This window comes from Curtobacterium sp. KBS0715, assembly GCF_005938005.2.
GTDB lineage: Bacteria > Actinomycetota > Actinomycetes > Actinomycetales > Microbacteriaceae > Curtobacterium > Curtobacterium flaccumfaciens.
Window position 1 is genome coordinate 1441193 of sequence record NZ_VCCA02000001.1, and the last position, 15584, is coordinate 1456776.

The 15584-nt window shown below is 70.3% G+C and carries 14 protein-coding genes; 11 read left to right on the top strand and 3 right to left on the bottom strand.

Going from position 1 to position 15584, the window contains the following annotated elements:
- Window positions 1-83: 83 nt before the first annotated feature.
- On the bottom strand, window positions 84-1346 hold the full coding sequence (locus FFG40_RS06975; protein ID WP_138802694.1) for a DNA recombination protein RmuC: 1263 nt from the start codon (window positions 1344-1346) through the stop codon (window positions 84-86).
- 190 nt (window positions 1347-1536) lie between these two features.
- Between FFG40_RS06975 and iolC the strand changes: the two genes are divergently transcribed.
- From iolC to FFG40_RS07030, 11 genes are all read left to right on the top strand, one after another.
- Window positions 1537-2577 carry a 5-dehydro-2-deoxygluconokinase gene (gene iolC, locus FFG40_RS06980; RefSeq protein WP_027464520.1) on the top strand — a complete coding sequence of 347 codons (1041 nt, stop codon included), beginning with the start codon at window positions 1537-1539 and terminating at the stop codon, window positions 2575-2577.
- Window positions 2570-3559: a class I fructose-bisphosphate aldolase gene (locus FFG40_RS06985; protein ID WP_111235411.1), complete on the top strand. Its 990-nt coding sequence runs from the start codon at window positions 2570-2572 to the stop codon at window positions 3557-3559. Before iolC ends, FFG40_RS06985 begins: the two co-directional genes overlap by 8 nt.
- Window positions 3556-5067, top strand: a complete 1512-nt coding sequence (locus FFG40_RS06990; RefSeq protein WP_027464521.1) for a CoA-acylating methylmalonate-semialdehyde dehydrogenase — start codon at window positions 3556-3558, stop codon at window positions 5065-5067. Before FFG40_RS06985 ends, FFG40_RS06990 begins: the two co-directional genes overlap by 4 nt.
- Window positions 5068-5075: 8 nt before the next feature.
- Window positions 5076-5999 carry a 5-deoxy-glucuronate isomerase gene (iolB, locus tag FFG40_RS06995; RefSeq protein ID WP_138802695.1) on the top strand — a complete coding sequence of 308 codons (924 nt, stop codon included), beginning with the start codon at window positions 5076-5078 and terminating at the stop codon, window positions 5997-5999.
- A 17-nt stretch (window positions 6000-6016) separates the two neighbouring features.
- Window positions 6017-7906: a 3D-(3,5/4)-trihydroxycyclohexane-1,2-dione acylhydrolase (decyclizing) gene (gene iolD / locus FFG40_RS07000; RefSeq protein WP_138803458.1), complete on the top strand. Its 1890-nt coding sequence runs from the start codon at window positions 6017-6019 to the stop codon at window positions 7904-7906.
- 33 nt (window positions 7907-7939) lie between these two features.
- Window positions 7940-8893 carry a sugar phosphate isomerase/epimerase gene (locus FFG40_RS07005; RefSeq protein WP_017887103.1) on the top strand — a complete coding sequence of 318 codons (954 nt, stop codon included), beginning with the start codon at window positions 7940-7942 and terminating at the stop codon, window positions 8891-8893.
- A 44-nt stretch (window positions 8894-8937) separates the two neighbouring features.
- The gene (locus FFG40_RS07010; protein WP_138802696.1) at window positions 8938-9999 is read left to right on the top strand and encodes a Gfo/Idh/MocA family protein; all 1062 of its coding nucleotides are present in this window, start codon (window positions 8938-8940) and stop codon (window positions 9997-9999) included.
- A gap of 3 nt (window positions 10000-10002) precedes the next feature.
- Window positions 10003-10872, top strand: coding sequence for a sugar phosphate isomerase/epimerase family protein (locus tag FFG40_RS07015; protein WP_110864413.1), 870 nt, complete (start codon window positions 10003-10005; stop codon window positions 10870-10872).
- Window positions 10869-11981: a transaldolase family protein gene (locus FFG40_RS07020; RefSeq protein ID WP_138802697.1), complete on the top strand. Its 1113-nt coding sequence runs from the start codon at window positions 10869-10871 to the stop codon at window positions 11979-11981. The genes FFG40_RS07015 and FFG40_RS07020 overlap by 4 nt, the downstream gene beginning before the upstream one ends.
- A gap of 228 nt (window positions 11982-12209) precedes the next feature.
- On the top strand, window positions 12210-13403 hold the full coding sequence (locus FFG40_RS07025) for a Gfo/Idh/MocA family protein (protein WP_138802698.1): 1194 nt from the start codon (window positions 12210-12212) through the stop codon (window positions 13401-13403).
- Between the two features lie 61 nt (window positions 13404-13464).
- Window positions 13465-13872 carry a tautomerase family protein gene (locus FFG40_RS07030; protein WP_071405737.1) on the top strand — a complete coding sequence of 136 codons (408 nt, stop codon included), beginning with the start codon at window positions 13465-13467 and terminating at the stop codon, window positions 13870-13872.
- A gap of 149 nt (window positions 13873-14021) precedes the next feature.
- On the opposite strand, the gene FFG40_RS07035 is transcribed toward FFG40_RS07030, so the two are convergent.
- Window positions 14022-14780 carry a GntR family transcriptional regulator gene (locus FFG40_RS07035; protein WP_027464530.1) on the bottom strand — a complete coding sequence of 253 codons (759 nt, stop codon included), beginning with the start codon at window positions 14778-14780 and terminating at the stop codon, window positions 14022-14024.
- A gap of 103 nt (window positions 14781-14883) precedes the next feature.
- Window positions 14884-15549, bottom strand: coding sequence for an exonuclease domain-containing protein (locus FFG40_RS07040; RefSeq protein WP_185974123.1), 666 nt, complete (start codon window positions 15547-15549; stop codon window positions 14884-14886).
- Between the last annotated feature and the right edge of the window lie 35 nt (window positions 15550-15584).

Sequence of the window (15584 nt, forward strand, 5' to 3'; positions counted from 1 at the left end):
CGTCCGAACCACGCGATTCCGTGGTTCGGACGGGTTTCCGTTGTGCGGCGCGGTGCGGCGCGGCGCGGTGCGGCGCTGCGCCGTCAGTCCTCGTCGACGGCGCCGACGAGCTCCGGGGCCGTGAGCAGCCGCGGCTCGTCCTCGATCGACGACGGGTCCGCGATGACCTTCGACTCGTCGAGCAGCGACAGCCGACGAGCGCTCGGCAGCACCTGCCGTTCGAGGGATCCGACGAACCGGTTGTAGTCGACGACCGAGCCCCGGATCGAGCGGCCGAGCTTGTCGACGTGCCCGGCCATCGTGGACAGCCGGCCGTAGAGCTCACGGGAGACCTTGAAGAGCTCGTGCGCCTCTTGCGAGACGACGTCCTGCTGCCACGAGAACGCCACGGTCTTGAGCACGGACCACAGGGTCACGGGTGAAGCGAGGGCGATGCGCTTGCGGAAGGCGTGGTCGAGCAGCCCGGGGTCGGCGGCGAGTGCGCTCGAGATGAGCGACTCGGACGGGATGAAGGCGACGGTGAGCTCGGGGGAGGCGTCGTACCCGGTCCAGTACTCCCGTGCGGCGAGGGCGTCGACGTGCGCGCGGAGCGCCTTGACGTGCTGGGCGATGAGCTGGTCGCGTCGTGCCGCCTCGGTGCCGGTGGCGGTCGCCGGGATCTCGGCGGCCTGCAGGTAGGCGCTGAACGGCACCTTGGCGTCGACGGCGATGGTCTTGCCGCCTGGCAGGTGCACGACCATGTCCGGCCGGGCGGAGCCGACGGCCGTGGTGACGGAGGACTGCACGTCGAAGTCGACCCGTTCGAGCAGCCCGGCGGCCTCGACCACGTTGCGCAGCTGTGTCTCGCCCCAGACGCCGCGTGTGCTGTTCGACGACAGGGCGCTGGCCAGGGTGTCCGCGGTGGCGCGCAGGCGCTCTTCGGACTCGGCAGCCGACCGGAGCTGCGCCGACAGCGCGCCGTACTGCTCGCTCCGCGACTGCTCGAGCTCGGCGATCTTCGTGCGCATCACGTCGAGCGTCTGCGCCACGGGGCTGAGCGCGGAGAGCACCTTCGACTCGTTCTGGTTGCGGGCCGCATCGACACCGTGCATGCGCTGCACCAGGTGCTCGAGTTCGGCGGAGCGTCGTTCGAGCGAATCGACCTGGCGCCGGTACTGCGTGTCCTGGGCGTCGAGGCGTTCCTCGGCGTCGCGCCGCACCGCCTCGAGCTGGCCGCGCAGGGCCTCGGCCGTCGCGCGGGCCGACGCGGCGTCGACGCCCGCGCGCGAGCGGGCGAGCGACCAGGCGACGACCGCACCGACGGCGATGCCGATCACGAGACCGATGACCAGGGCGAGGATCTGCATGTCGCGACCCTGGCAGAACCCACCGACACCGCGCCTCCCGGCCCACCGGCGCGCGCCGCAGAGCCGGCGTGACCGGCGCCACGCGACCAGCGTGACGGACCTCGAAATCCATGTCATGACATTAGGGCAAACAGGGTGTACAGTCGTGATCGTCCGCCGATGAAGCCGCACGGAAGGTCCACCGCGTCGCATGACGAACCAAGCTCCCCACGCCTACGACGTGATCACGATGGGACGCGTCAGCGTCGACATCTACCCGCAGCAGACCGGCCCGCTCGAGGACGTCTCGACCTTCTCGAAGTCCGTCGGCGGCAGCGCCACGAACGTCGCCATCGCCGCTGCTCGCCACGGCGCAGACGCCGCGGTCATCACCCGGACGGGCAACGACCCCTTCGGCCGGTACATCGCCCGCACGCTGCCCGAGTACGGCGTCGCGAACGCCTTCGTCGAGACGGTCGAGGGGCTGAACACCCCCGTCGCCTTCTGCGAGATCTTCCCGCCGGACGACTTCCCGCTCTACTTCTACCGGGCCCCGAAGGCGCCCGACCTGATGATCACGGCGAAGTCCCTGCCGCTGCACGAGATCGAGCGCGCGAAGATCTTCTGGACCACGGTGACCGGCCTCAGCGAGGAGCCGAGCCGACAGGCGCACCACGTCGCCTACGAAGCCCGGTCCGCGGCGCAGAACAGCACGAAGACCCACACCGTGCTCGACCTGGACTACCGGTCGATGTTCTGGTCGAGCCCCGAGGCCGCCACGCGCGAGGTCGCGATCGCCCTCGAGCACGCCACCGTCGCCGTCGGCAACCGCGAGGAGTGCGAGGTCGCGGTGGGGGAGACCGACCCGGTCCGCGCCGCCGACGCCCTGCTCGACCGAGGTGTCGAGATCGCGATCGTCAAGCAGGGGCCGAAGGGCGTGCTGGCGAAGACCCGCGACGAGTTCGTCGAGTTCCGTCCGCACCACATCGACGTCGTGAACGGGCTCGGCTCGGGCGACGGCTTCGGCGGCGCGCTGACCCACGGACTGCTGCAGGGCTGGAGCCTCGAGCGGATCCTGGCGTTCTGCAACGCAGCCGGCGCGATCGTCGCGACGCGGTTCGAGTGCTCGACGGCGATGCCGACGAGCGACGAGATCGAGCAGTTCCTGACCGACAACCCGGCCGAGGGCACGAACCACACGGGTGAGACGTACACGGGTGAGACGAACACCGAGGAGAAGACCCATGCCTGAGCTCAGCCCCGCTGACTTCCAGCGCCTCCGCGACATCCGTGCCGGCCAGCCCGACCTGGTGCGTGCCACGCTCGACGCCCGCCGCAAGCGCTCCCTGCTCGCCGACGACGGCAAGCTCTTCATCGTCGCCGCCGACCACCCCGCACGCGGTGCGCTGGCCGTGCGCGACGACGAGTCGGCGATGGCGGACCGCTACGACCTGCTCGAGCGGCTCGTCACGGCCCTCGGCCGTCCGGGGGTCGACGGGGTGCTCGGCACCCCCGACATCCTCGAGGACCTCGCGCTGCTCGGCGCACTCGACGGCAAGGTCGTCGTCGGGTCGATGAACCGCGGCGGGCTGCGCGGTGCCACGTTCGAGATGGACGACCGGTACACGGCGTACTCGGCGCGGGCGATCAAGGACTCCGGGCTCGACTTCGCCAAGCTGCTGGTGCGCATCGCTCTGGAGGACTCGGGCACTGCGCCGACGCTCGAGGCAACGGCCCGCGCCGTCAGCGAGGCCGCTGCGCTCCAGCTGCCGATCATGCTCGAGCCGTTCATGTCCGAGTGGCGGGACGGCCGGGTCGTCAACGACCTGTCGGCCGACGCCGTGATCACCTCGATGGCGATCGCTGCGGGACTGGGCGAATCCAGCGCCTACAGCTGGCTCAAGATCCCCGTCGTCGATGACATGGAGCGCGTGATGGCCGCGACGACGCTGCCGACGCTGCTCCTCGGCGGAGACCCGGCTTCGCGGCCGCTGGAGACGTACGCCAAATGGGCTGACGCCCTGGCCCTGCCCGGCGTCCGCGGCCTGGTCGTCGGACGCACCCTGCTCTACCCCTCGGACGGCGACGTCGCCGCCGCCGTGGACGTCGCCGCCGGTCTCGTCCACAGCCAGGAGGCCCGGGGCGGGTTCTCCACAGATGCCCACGACCCAGCCGCTCGGCTCGCGGGCGCCACCACCATGGACTCGTCCATCTCGGAAGGAAGCAACGCATGACGCTCACCGACACGACCACCACCACCGTCGGGCACTGGATCGACGGCAAGCGCGTCGAATCCGCGTCGGGCAACACCGCCCCCGTGTACGACCCGGCGCTCGGCGTCGCGACCAAGCAGGTCGCGCTGGCCGACGAGTCCGAGATCCAGGCGGCCATCGGCAGCGCCAAGGCGGCGTTCCCCGGCTGGAGCAACCTGTCACTGGCCAAGCGCCAGGCGATCCTGTTCTCGTTCCGCGAGATCCTGAACCGCGACAAGGCCGAGCTGGCCGAGATCATCACGAGCGAGCACGGCAAGGTCATCGACGACGCGCTGGGTGAGATCGCCCGTGGGCAAGAGGTAGTGGAGCTCGCCACCAACATCCCGAGCCTGATGAAGGGCGAGTTCTCCGACCAGGTCTCGACCGGCATCGACGTCTACTCGATCCGCCAGCCGCTCGGCGTCGTGGGCATCATCAGCCCCTTCAACTTCCCGGCGATGGTGCCGCTCTGGTTCCTGCCGATCGCGATCGCCGCGGGCAACACCGTCGTGCTGAAGCCGAGCGAGAAGGACCCGTCGGCCGCCATCTGGCTCGCCGAGAAGTTCAAGGAGGCCGGGCTGCCCGACGGCGTCTTCAACGTGCTCAACGGCGACAAGCTGTCCGTCGACGGCCTGCTCACCAGCGACGACGTCGAGTCGATCTCGTTCGTCGGCTCCACGCCCATCGCGCAGTACGTCTACGAGACCGGCACGAAGCACGGCAAGCGCGTGCAGGCCCTCGGTGGCGCGAAGAACCACATGCTCGTCCTGCCCGACGCCGACCTCGACCTGGTCGCCGACAACGCGATCAACGCAGGCTTCGGTTCGGCCGGTGAACGCTGCATGGCGATCTCGGTCGTCGTCGCCGTCGAGCCGGTGGCGGACGAGCTCATCCAGAAGATCAAGGACCGCGCGGCGACCCTGCGCATCGGCGACGGTCGTCGCGGGTGCGACATGGGGCCGCTCGTCACGAAGCAGCACCGTGACAAGGTCGCCTCGTACATCGAGGTCGCAGAGCAGGACGGTGCGGTGGTTGTGGTGGACGGCCGCACCGTCCGACCCGACGGCGACGAGAACGGCTTCTGGCTGGGTCCGACGCTGATCGACCAGGTGCCCACCACCAGCCGCGTCTACACCGAGGAGATCTTCGGTCCGGTGCTGAGCGTCGTGCGGGTCGCCACCTACGAAGAGGGCCTCGAGCTCATCAACTCCGGCGCGTACGGCAACGGCACCGCCATCTTCACGAACGACGGTGGCGCCGCCCGACGCTTCCAGCGTGACGTGCAGGTCGGCATGATCGGCATCAACGTCCCGATCCCGGTGCCCGTCGCCTACTACTCGTTCGGCGGCTGGAAGAACTCGCTGTTCGGCGACCACAAGGCGTACGGTGCCGACGGCGTGAGCTTCTTCACCCGTCAGAAGGCGATCACGAGCCGGTGGCTCGACCCGTCGCACGGCGGCATCAACCTCGGCTTCCCGTCGAACAACTGACCCGCAGCATGGTGAACGAACAGCACCAGCACGACCAGTGGTTCATCCCGGCGGGCTCCCGGCCCGAGGCGGGCTGGACCGACGTGGTCGACGGTCGCATCGAGGGGTGGGCGCACACCGGGCTCCGGACCGGCGCGCTGACCGACGGGGGCGAGCTGCGCCTCCCGGCCGACGCCGTGGAGCGCATCGTCGTGCCGCTCGCCGGGTCGTTCCACGTGTCCCACTCGGGCGCTGCCGGCGACGGCGAGCAGGCGCTGCAGGGTCGGGGGAGCGTCTTCGACGGCCCCACCGACGTCCTGTACCTGGGCTCGGGTTCCGCGGCCACCATCACCGGCAGCGGCCGGTTCGCCGTCGCCGAGGCGCCCACCGACACCGTCAAGCCGACCACCTACGTGGCCCGGCCGGACGTGCCGGTGGAGCTCCGCGGCGCCGGGCAGTCGAGCCGTCAGGTGCACAACTTCGGCACCCCGGCGGCGCTCGACGCCGTCAAGTTCATCGTGTGCGAGGTGATCACGCCGGCCGGGAACTGGTCGTCGTACCCGCCCCACAAGCACGACACGAACGTGCCCGGTTCAGAGTCGAACCTCGAGGAGATCTACTACTACGAGGCTGCGGTGTCCCGTGGGCTCGAGTCGATCGCGCCCGAGGCCGCCGACCCGTTCGCCCTGCACCGCACGTACGCCTCGGACGACCGCGCCATCGACGAGTTCCGGCAGGTCCGGACCGGCGACGTCGCCCTGGTGCCGTACGGCTGGCACGGTCCGGCGGTCGCCGCTCCGGGCTACGACATGTACTACCTGAACGTGATGGCCGGGCCCGACCCGGAGCGCGTCTGGAACATCACCGACGACCCCGCCCACGGGTGGGTCCGGCAGGCGTGGGCATCGGAATTGATCGACCCACGACTGCCCTACGAAAGGAAGCAGGCGTGACCACCACCACGCGGAAGATGACGGTCGGCCAGGCACTCGTCGAGTTCCTGGCCAACCAGTGGACCGTCGACGGCGACGTCCGCGAACGCACCATCCCGGGGATCTTCGGCATCTTCGGGCACGGCAACGTCGCCGGGGTCGGTCAGGCGATCAAGCAGCTCCACGTCCAACAGCCCGGTCTGCTGCCGTACCACCAGGCCCGCAACGAGCAGGCGATGGTGCACGAGGCCGTCGGCTTCGCCCGCATGCACCGCCGCCGCGCGACCTACGCGTCCACCGCGTCGGTCGGCCCGGGCGCCGCCAACATGCTGACCGCCGCGGCACTCGCCACCACGAACCGGCTGCCGGCACTGCTGCTGCCGTCGGACACCTTCGCCACGCGCACCACGGACCCGGTGCTCCAGCAGATCGAGCTGCCGCACGACACGTCGTTGCAGGTCACCGACGCCTTCCGTCCGCTGTCGCGCTACTTCGACCGTGTGGAGCGTCCGGAGCAGCTGTTCTCGATCGCCCTCGCCGCGATGCGGGTGCTGACCGACCCGGCCGAGACCGGTGCGGTGACGATCGCGCTGCCCGAGGACGTCCAGGCCGAGGAGTTCGACGTGCCCGTCGCGTTCCTGCAGCCGCGCGAGTGGCACATCCGCCGCCCGCTGCCCGAGCGTGGCCCGCTCGAGCGTGCCGTGGCCGCGATCCGTGCCGGCCGGCGTCCGGTCATCGTGGCCGGCGGCGGGGTGCTGTACTCCGACGCCGCCGACGAGCTCCGCGCCTTCGTCGAGGCCACCGGGATCCCGGTCGGCACGTCGCAGGCCGGCGGCGGATCCCTGGTCTGGGACCACCCGCAGTACCTCGGCGGGATCGGCGCGACGGGCACGGCGGCCGCCAACGCGATCGCCGCCCAGGCCGACGTCGTCATCGGGATCGGCACCCGCTACAGCGACTTCACCACGGCGTCGCGCACGGCGTTCCAGAACCCGGACGTCACGTTCGTCAACGTCAACGTGGCCGCGTTCGACGCCTACAAGCACGGTTCGCAGCTGCCGCTGATCGCGGACGCCCGGGAGGCGCTGGTCGCCATGACCGAGTCGCTCACGTCGGACACGGCGTACGTCGTCGAGCCCGGCTACGCCTCCGAGATCGCCTCGCTGAAGGCGGCATGGGACGCCGCCGTCGACGGCGCCTTCGCCCCGTCCGGTGCAGACCTGCCCGGCCAGCCCGAGATCATCGGAGCCGTGCAGTCGGTCTCCGACCCGCGCGACGTCGTGATCCAGGCGGCGGGCTCGCTGCCCGGCGACCTGCACAAGCTCTGGCGGGTGCGGGACGAGCTCGGGTACCACGTCGAGTACGCGTTCTCGTGCATGGGCTACGAGATCGCCGGTGGCATCGGGGTCCGCCGCGGTGCTCCGGACCGCGACGCGATCGTGATGGTCGGAGACGGCAGCTACCTCATGCTGCACACCGAGCTCGTCACCGCCGTGGCCGAGGGGATCAAGATCATCGTCGTGCTCATCCAGAACCACGGGTACGCGTCGATCGGACACCTGTCCGAGACCGTCGGCTCCGAGCGCTTCGGCACGAAGTACCGCTACCTCGACGAGACCGAGTCGTTCGAGAACGGCGAGCCCCTGCCCGTCGACCTCGCCGCCAACGCCCGCTCGTACGGCGTCGACGTCATCGAGGTGCAGCCCGGCCCGGACAGCATCGAGGACCTGAAGGCCGCGCTGCGTCAGGCGAAGGCGAACGACCACACCACCCTGGTGCACATCAACTCCGACCCGCTGGTCTACGCCCCCGAGGGCGACGGCTGGTGGGACGTGCCGGTCGCGCAGACCTCCACCCTCCCCAGCACCCAGGCCGCCCGCGCCGAGTACGAGCAGCAGGTCGCCACGCAGCGTCCGCTGCTCGGCTGAACCGTTCACGAGACAGAAAGCGACAGCGACGTCATGACCGACACCGCCACCCCCATCGGCAGCCCCGCCACCGACGCGGCGCCCGCCTCGATCCGCATCGGCACCGCCCCGGACTCGTGGGGCGTCTGGTTCCCGGACGACCCGAAGCAGGTGCCGTGGCAGCGCTTCCTCGACGAGGCGTCCGCCGCCGGGTACGAGTGGATCGAGCTCGGCCCGTACGGGTACCTGCCGACCGACCCGTCCCAGCTGTCCGACGAGCTCGAGTCCCGCGGGCTCAAGCTGTCGGCGGGCACGGTCTTCACCGGGTTCCACAAGGGCGAGGACCAGTTCCAGCGCGCGTGGGACCAGGCCGTCGCGGTCGCCGGTCTGGCAGCGAAGCTCGGCGCCGAACACCTGGTGACGATCCCGGACCTGTGGCGCTCGGACGCCACCGAAGAGGTGCTCGAGGCGCGCACGCTCACCGACGAGCAGTGGGAGCGTCTCGGCAAGGGCCACGACCAGCTCGGCAAGGCGCTGCTCGAGGAGTACGGCGTCCACCAGCAGTTCCACACCCACGCCGACAGCCACGTCGGCACCTACAAGGAGACCGTGCGGTTCCTCGAGGTCACGAACCCCGAGTACACCAACCTCTGCCTCGACACCGGCCACTTCGCCTACTACGGCGGCGACAACCTCAAGCTCATCGCCGCCCACCCGGAGCGCATCGGCTACCTGCACCTCAAGCAGGTCGACACCGACCTGCTGTTCGACGTGCTCAAGAACGACGTGCCGTTCGCGACCGCCGTGTCGCAGGGCATCATGACCGAGCCGCCCCACGGCACCCCGGAACTCGCCCCGATCATCGAGGCCGTCGCCGCGATCAACCCGGACGTCTTCGGCATCGTCGAGCAGGACATGTACGGCTGCTCCGTCGACGCCCCCGGGCCGATCGCCGAGCGCACCTTCCAGCACATCTTCGGCTCGACCTCGGCCGCCCGCGCCTCCTGACGCGCCGTCCACGCAGCGTCAACAACCACCAGGAGAACACCACCATGACCACCACGCAGAACCTCCGCGTCGCCGTCGTCGGCGCCGGCATGATGGGCGCCGACCACGTCCGCCGCATCACCGCCAAGATCTCGAACGCCGACGTCGTCGCCGTCGTCGAGCCCGACCAGGCCCGTGCCGCTGCGGCAGCCGCCCTGGCGCCCGGCGCGATCACCGCCGCGTCCTTCGACGAGGCGCTCGAGCAGACCGAGATCGACGCCGTCATCATCGCGACGCCGGGTTTCCTGCACGAGCCGATCCTGGTGACGGCGCTCGAGCGCGGGCTCACCGTCCTGTGCGAGAAGCCGCTGACGACCAGCGCCGAGGACTCGCTGCGCATCGTCGAGCTCGAGCAGCAGCACGCCGCCCGGCCCGTCATCCAGGTCGGCTTCATGCGCCGGTTCGACACGGGCTACCAGGAGCTCAAGGCCCTGCGCGAGTCGGGGGCGAACGGCGCCCTGCTCGCCCTGCACCACGCACACCGCAACCCGACGACGCCGCCGAACTTCAGCGAGTCGATGCTCATCCACGACTCGGTGATCCACGAGATCGACATCATCCCGTTCCTGACCGGCGAAGCGATCACGAGCGTCGAGGTGAAGAAGCCGCGCAAGAACTCCCTCGCGCCGGCCGACCTGCCCGAGCCGCAGTTCGTCCTGTTCACCACCGAGTCCGGCACCATGGCGATCGTCGAGATCAACGTCAACGCCCAGTTCGGCTACCAGGTGACCACCGACGCCGTGTTCGAGTCCGGTGTCGCCTACATCGGCCGCGACACCTCGCTCTCGCTCGCCGCAGCCGGGGCGACCTCGCAGGGCGTCACGCCGTCGTTCAAGGAGCGGTTCGCCGCCGCCTACGACGAAGAGGTCCAGCGCTGGGTCGACGCGGCCCGGACCGGCGGCATCGACGGGCCGAGTGCCTGGGACGGCTACACCGCCTCCGTCGTCGCCGAGGTCGCCGTCCGGGCCCAGCAGTCCGGCGCGCACGAAGTGGTCGAGTACGCGGTCACGAAGCCGGCGTTCTACGACGAGACGAGCGACGCGACCGCCGCGCTCGCCGGGGCCTGATCGATGCCGAAGATCGCGCTCGACCCGACCCCGTTCCACCACGACCTGTCGCTGCTCGAGTTCCCGCGCAAGGTCGCGGAGCTCGGCTACGAGTACCTGCAGCTCACGCCGCACAAGGACTTCATCCCCTTCTACCGGCACCCGAAGGCCGACGACGACCTGGTCGACGCGTTCGCCGCGGCGTGCCGTGACGCCGGTGTCCAGGTGGCGAGCGTCCTGCCGGTGCTGCGCTGGTCCGGCCCGGACGAGGACGCCCGTCAGGCTGCGGTGCGGAAGTGGAAGCGGGTCATCGAGATCACGAAGCGCCTCGGCGTGGACACCATCAACACGGAGTTCTCCGGCCGCCCCGAGCGCGCCGAGGAGTCCGAGGACCAGTTCTACCGGTCGATGGAGGAACTGCTGCCGATCATCGAGGACGCCGGCATCCGTGTGCTCATCGACCCGCACCCCGACGACTTCGTCGAGGACGGGCTCGAGGCGCTCCGGGTGATCCGCGGCCTGAACTCGAAGCACGTCGGCTTCGTCTACGTCGCCTGCCACACGTTCCACTACGGCGGCAACATGGACGAGATCATCGACGCCGCCGGTGACTCGCTGCAGCTGGTCCACGTCGCCGACGCGTACGACCACCGCCGATCGCACGGCCTGCGCTACATCACGAACCCGCCCGGCAACCCGGTCCGGGTGCACCAGCACCTGCCGGTCGGCCAGGCGGACGTCGACTTCGACGCCTTCTGGGCGGCACTCGACCGGGTCGGTTTCTCGGCGCGCGAGGACACCGTCGCGGTCTCGAGCGTCTTCGCGGAGGACGAGAACGCCGACGCGGTGTCGCGGTTCCAACTCGACACGATCACGAAGGGACTCCACCGATGACCACCACCCTCGAGACGCAGGCGTCCACCGACGCCGACTCCCGTCCCGTCACCCTGCAGGCCGCGGAGCAGACCCCGACCGCCCTGTGGAACGACTCCGCCGACCCGCGCGAACTGTCGACCGCCATCCACGAGTACGGTGCCGTCGGCGCGACCTGCAACCCGGTGATCGCGTACACCTGCATCCAGCAGGACCCGGAGACCTGGGTCCCGCGCATCCGCGAGATCGCCGAGGAGCACCCGACGGCGGGGGAGTCCTGGATCGGCTGGAAGGCCGTCGAGGAGCTCTCCATCGCCGCCGCGGCGCAGCTGCTGCCCGCGTTCGAGGCATCCGGCGGCCGCAACGGTCGACTGTCGATGCAGACCGACCCCCGGTTCCACCGCGACGCCGACGCGCTCGTCGAGCAGGCCGTCCGGTTCTCGCAGCTCGCGCCGAACATCATCGTGAAGATCCCCGCCACGAAGGTCGGCATCGCCGCGATCGAGGAAGCCGCCTACCGCGGGGTCTCGATCAACGCCACGGTGTCCTTCACCGTGCCGCAGGTCGTCGCCGTGGGCGAGGCCATCGAACGGGCACTCGACCGCCGTGCTGCCGAGGGCCTGCCCGACCAGGAGTTCGGCCACGTCGTCACCCTGATGGCCGGCCGCTTCGACGACTGGCTGAAGACCGTCGTCAAGCGCGACCACGTGATGGTGGACCCGGGCATCCTCGAGTGGGCCGGTGTCGCCGCGGTGAAGAACGCCTACCGCGTCTTCCAGGAGCGTGGGTTCCGCTCACGCGTGCTGGTCGCCGCGTTCCGGAACGCACTGCAGTGGTCGGAGTTCCAGGGCGGCGACCTGGTGGTGTCGCCGCCGTTCCAGTGGACGAAGGACATCAACGACAACGCGTTCCCGTTCCGTCCGCACGCCATCGACGACGAGGTCCCCGTGCACGTCATCGAGGCGCTCCGGGCCGCGACGCCCGAGTTCGCCCGCGGCTACGACGTGGACGGCATGACGATCGACGAGTTCGACCGCTTCGGCGCGACCGTGACGACGCTCCGGCAGTTCCTGGACGCCGACGCGAAGCTCGACGCCCTGGTCCGCGACATCATCGTCCCCGCGATCTGAGACGCGATCTGAGACGCGATCTGCGACGCGATCCGATGCGCGGCGCGATCCGCGGTCGAAACCACGGGTCGCGCCCCGCGCGCTGACGCACCAGCCTGGAGGCCCGGTGCCGGTCCCCGAGACCGGCACCGGGCCTCCAGGCGGTGCGTCATGTGCTGACAAAGTCCGCCGCATCGGCTACGCTCGTTGTCGCGCTCCAATGCGCGCACCTGAACGAAGGAGTTCTCCATGGACAGCATCGGCGTCGGGCTGATCTCGGTCGGCTGGATGGGGCGGTTGCACTCGCGTGCCTACCGAGCGTTGCCGGACCACTTCCCGGAGCTCGGCGTCCAGCCGCGGCTCGTCGTCGCGGCCGACCCGATCGAGGCGGCCCGTGACCAGGCGGTGACGCGGCTCGGGTACGAGCGGGCCGTCGCCGGCTACCACGAGGTCCTCGCCGACCCGGCGGTCGACGTCGTGTCGATCTGTTCGCCGAACTTCCTGCACCGCGAGATGGCCGTCGCCGCGGCCGAGGCGGGCAAGCCGTTCTGGATCGAGAAGCCGATGGGTCGGTACGCCAGCGACTCGCGGTCCATCCACCAGGCGGTGCAGCGCGCCGGAGTCATCACGAGCGTCGGTTTCAACTACCGGCACGCCCCGGCGATCGAGCGTGCCCGTGAACTCGTCCGGAGTGGACGGCTCGGCCGGATCACGAACGTGCGCGGCTCGTTGCTCGCCGACTACTCGTCCGACCCGGCGGCCCCGCTGACCTGGCGCTTCGAGCGTGAGCGTGCCGGATCGGGTGTGCTCGGCGACCTGCTGTCGCACGGACTCGACCTGGCGCAGTACGTGGTCGGAAGGATCGCCTCGGTCAGTGCGCTCGCCGAGACGTTCATCGAGTCGCGGCCCCGCCCGGCCGCCGGCATCGTCGACCGCAGCGCCGCGGCGGCCGGCGAGCTCGGTGCTGTCGAGAACGAGGACTACGCCGCGCTGCTGTTCCGGTTCGAGGACGGTGCGGTCGGCACGATGGACTCGAGTCGGGTCATGCGTGGGCCGCACGCTGAGTACACGCTCGAGATCTACGGCACCCGCGGTTCGGTCCGGTGGGACTTCCAGCGCCTCAACGAGCTCGAGGTGTACCTGGACGGCCAGGAGGTCGACGGGTACGCGACGCACTACGTCGCTCCCGGAGACGGGGAGTTCGGTCGGTTCCAGCCGGGTGCCGGCACGGCGATGGGCTACGACGACCTGAAGACGATCGAGGCGGCGCAGTTCATCGCGAGCGTGCAGCGCGGGGAGCAGCTCGCGCCCTCGGTCGCCGACGGGCTGGCTGCCGCGTCGATCGTCGAGGCCGCGGAGGCCTCGCTGGTCGACGGTTCGTGGCACGACGTCGCTCGTGTCGACGGGCCGCTGACGTACGGGGCGCCGACGCCGAAGTTGTAGACACCCGGTCGTTGTTGCTTGTTAGTATGTAAGGACAAAGTCCGAGCAACCAGGAGGCACCATGCCGCTCGTCCGTATCGACCTCGCCACCGGCCGCACGCCGGAGGCCGTCCGTGGCATCGCCGACGCCATCCACCAGGCCATCGTCGACGTGTACGGGATCCCGGTGCGGGACCGGTTCCAGGTGATCACCGAGCACCCCGCGCAGCAGATCATCGCCGAGGACGCCGGCCTGGGGTTCGAGCGCACCGAGGGTGTCATCGTCATCCAGGTGTTCACGCAGCGCGGGCGGACCGACGAGGCGAAGGCGGCGCTGTACCGGGCGATCCACGACGCCCTCGCGGCGATCGGTGTCGCGTCCGAGGACGTCTTCATCGGCTACGTCGAGAACGGGCCGCAGGACTGGTCGTTCGGCTTCGGGCGTGCCCAGTACGTCACGGGTGAGCTCGGGGTGCCCGCGCTCGGGTGAAGTGGTGCGGTTGCGGGCGCGGTGCGGTCACGACACCCCGCTCAGGTCCGCCGAGTGGTCACGAACTGTCGGTTGCCGGGCCTCCGGGCGACCGTTCGTGACCACTCGGGGCATCACCGACAGCGTGTCGTGACCCCTCACCGAGCGGCCTACTTGTCGACGAGCGTGACCTCGAACGAGTACCGGTCCGGGCGGTAGCAGTGCACGCCGTACTCGACCGCACGGCCCGAGGCGTCGTACGCGGTGCGGCTCATCGTGAGCACCGGGTCGCCGTCCTCGATCTCGAGCAGGCCGGCCTCTTCGTCGGTGACCGCACGGGCCCCGATCCGCTGCTTCGCCACCCGCATCGTGACGCCCCGGCCGCGCAGCAGCTGGTACAGCCCGTACGCCTGCAGGTCCTCGTCGGTCAGGTCGAGGAACTCCGGCGGCAGGTAGTTCTCGAGGATCGCCATCGGGACGTCCTCGGCGAACCGCACCCGCCGGATGTGCGCGACGGTCGTGCCGGGCTCGATGCTCAGTGCCGCGGCGACCTCGTCGGACGCGGGGACGTCGTTGCGCTGCAGGAGCTTCGTCGCCGGAGCCTGCGAACCCTGCGCCAGGTCGTCGTACAGGCTCGTCAACTCGACCTTGCGGGTCACCGGCCCGTGCACGACCTGGGTCCCGATACCGCGGCGGCGCACGAGCAGACCCTTGTCGACGAGGTCCTGGATCGCGCGCCGAATCGTCGGCCGCGACAGACCGAGACGCTCACCGAGGGCGATCTCGTTCTCGAGCCGGGCCCCTGGCGGCATCGCGCCGGATCGGATCGACTCCTCGATGCGCGAGGCAACCTGGAAGTAGAGGGGCATGGGACCCGACCGGTCCAGGTCCATGAACAGGTCGGACGGCAGCTGGCCTTCGTTGGTCATCGCGGTCCTTCACACGTGCGGAGATGCCGGCGTCGGTGCCGACGGCATTGTCGTGACAATACCACCGGGGATGTGGCACCCCGGCCGCGCGCAGCGGATTTCGTCAGTCGGCGAACACCATCGGCCGGTTCGACAGTCGCGGCTGGTTCGCGGCCTTCGGCTTCTCGGCACGCGCACGGACCGGGGCGATCGTCACCCGGGTCACCGCGCCGAGCGCCTCGACCGTCTCGACCCCGTGGTGCCCGGCAGCGTGCACGACGATCGCGGCGCAGGCCTCGGCGTCGGCGGCGGCGTCGTGGTGCTGGAAGCCATGGAACCCGGCGGCCATCGCGGCGACCGGCAGGCGGTACGAGTCGAGCGTGTAGGTCTTGCGGGCCACCGCCAGGGAGCACAGCGAGTGGTGCTCGGCCAGGTCGATCCCCGTCGCGGAGCACCCGCCGGCGATGACGCCCATGTCGAAGCGGGCGTTGTGGGCCACCAGGACGTCGCCCTCGGCGAAGGCCACCAGGTCGGGGTACTGCTGCTCCCACGTCTTGGCGTGCGTCACGTCCTCGGCGACGATGCCGTGGATCCGCGTGTTCCACTCCAGGAACGCGTCGTGCCCGAACGGCGGGCGGATGAACCACGACGCCCGATCGACGACACGGCCGGCTCGGACCTTCACGAGCCCGACGGAGCAGGCGCTGGCGGGCGAGCTGTTGGCGGTCTCGAAGTCGATCGCGGTGAAGTTCAACGGCACGGTCCCGATCGTCGCACGGGGTGCCGACATCGCCCTCCGTTCCCGTCGGCGTTGCGTGTGGCTAC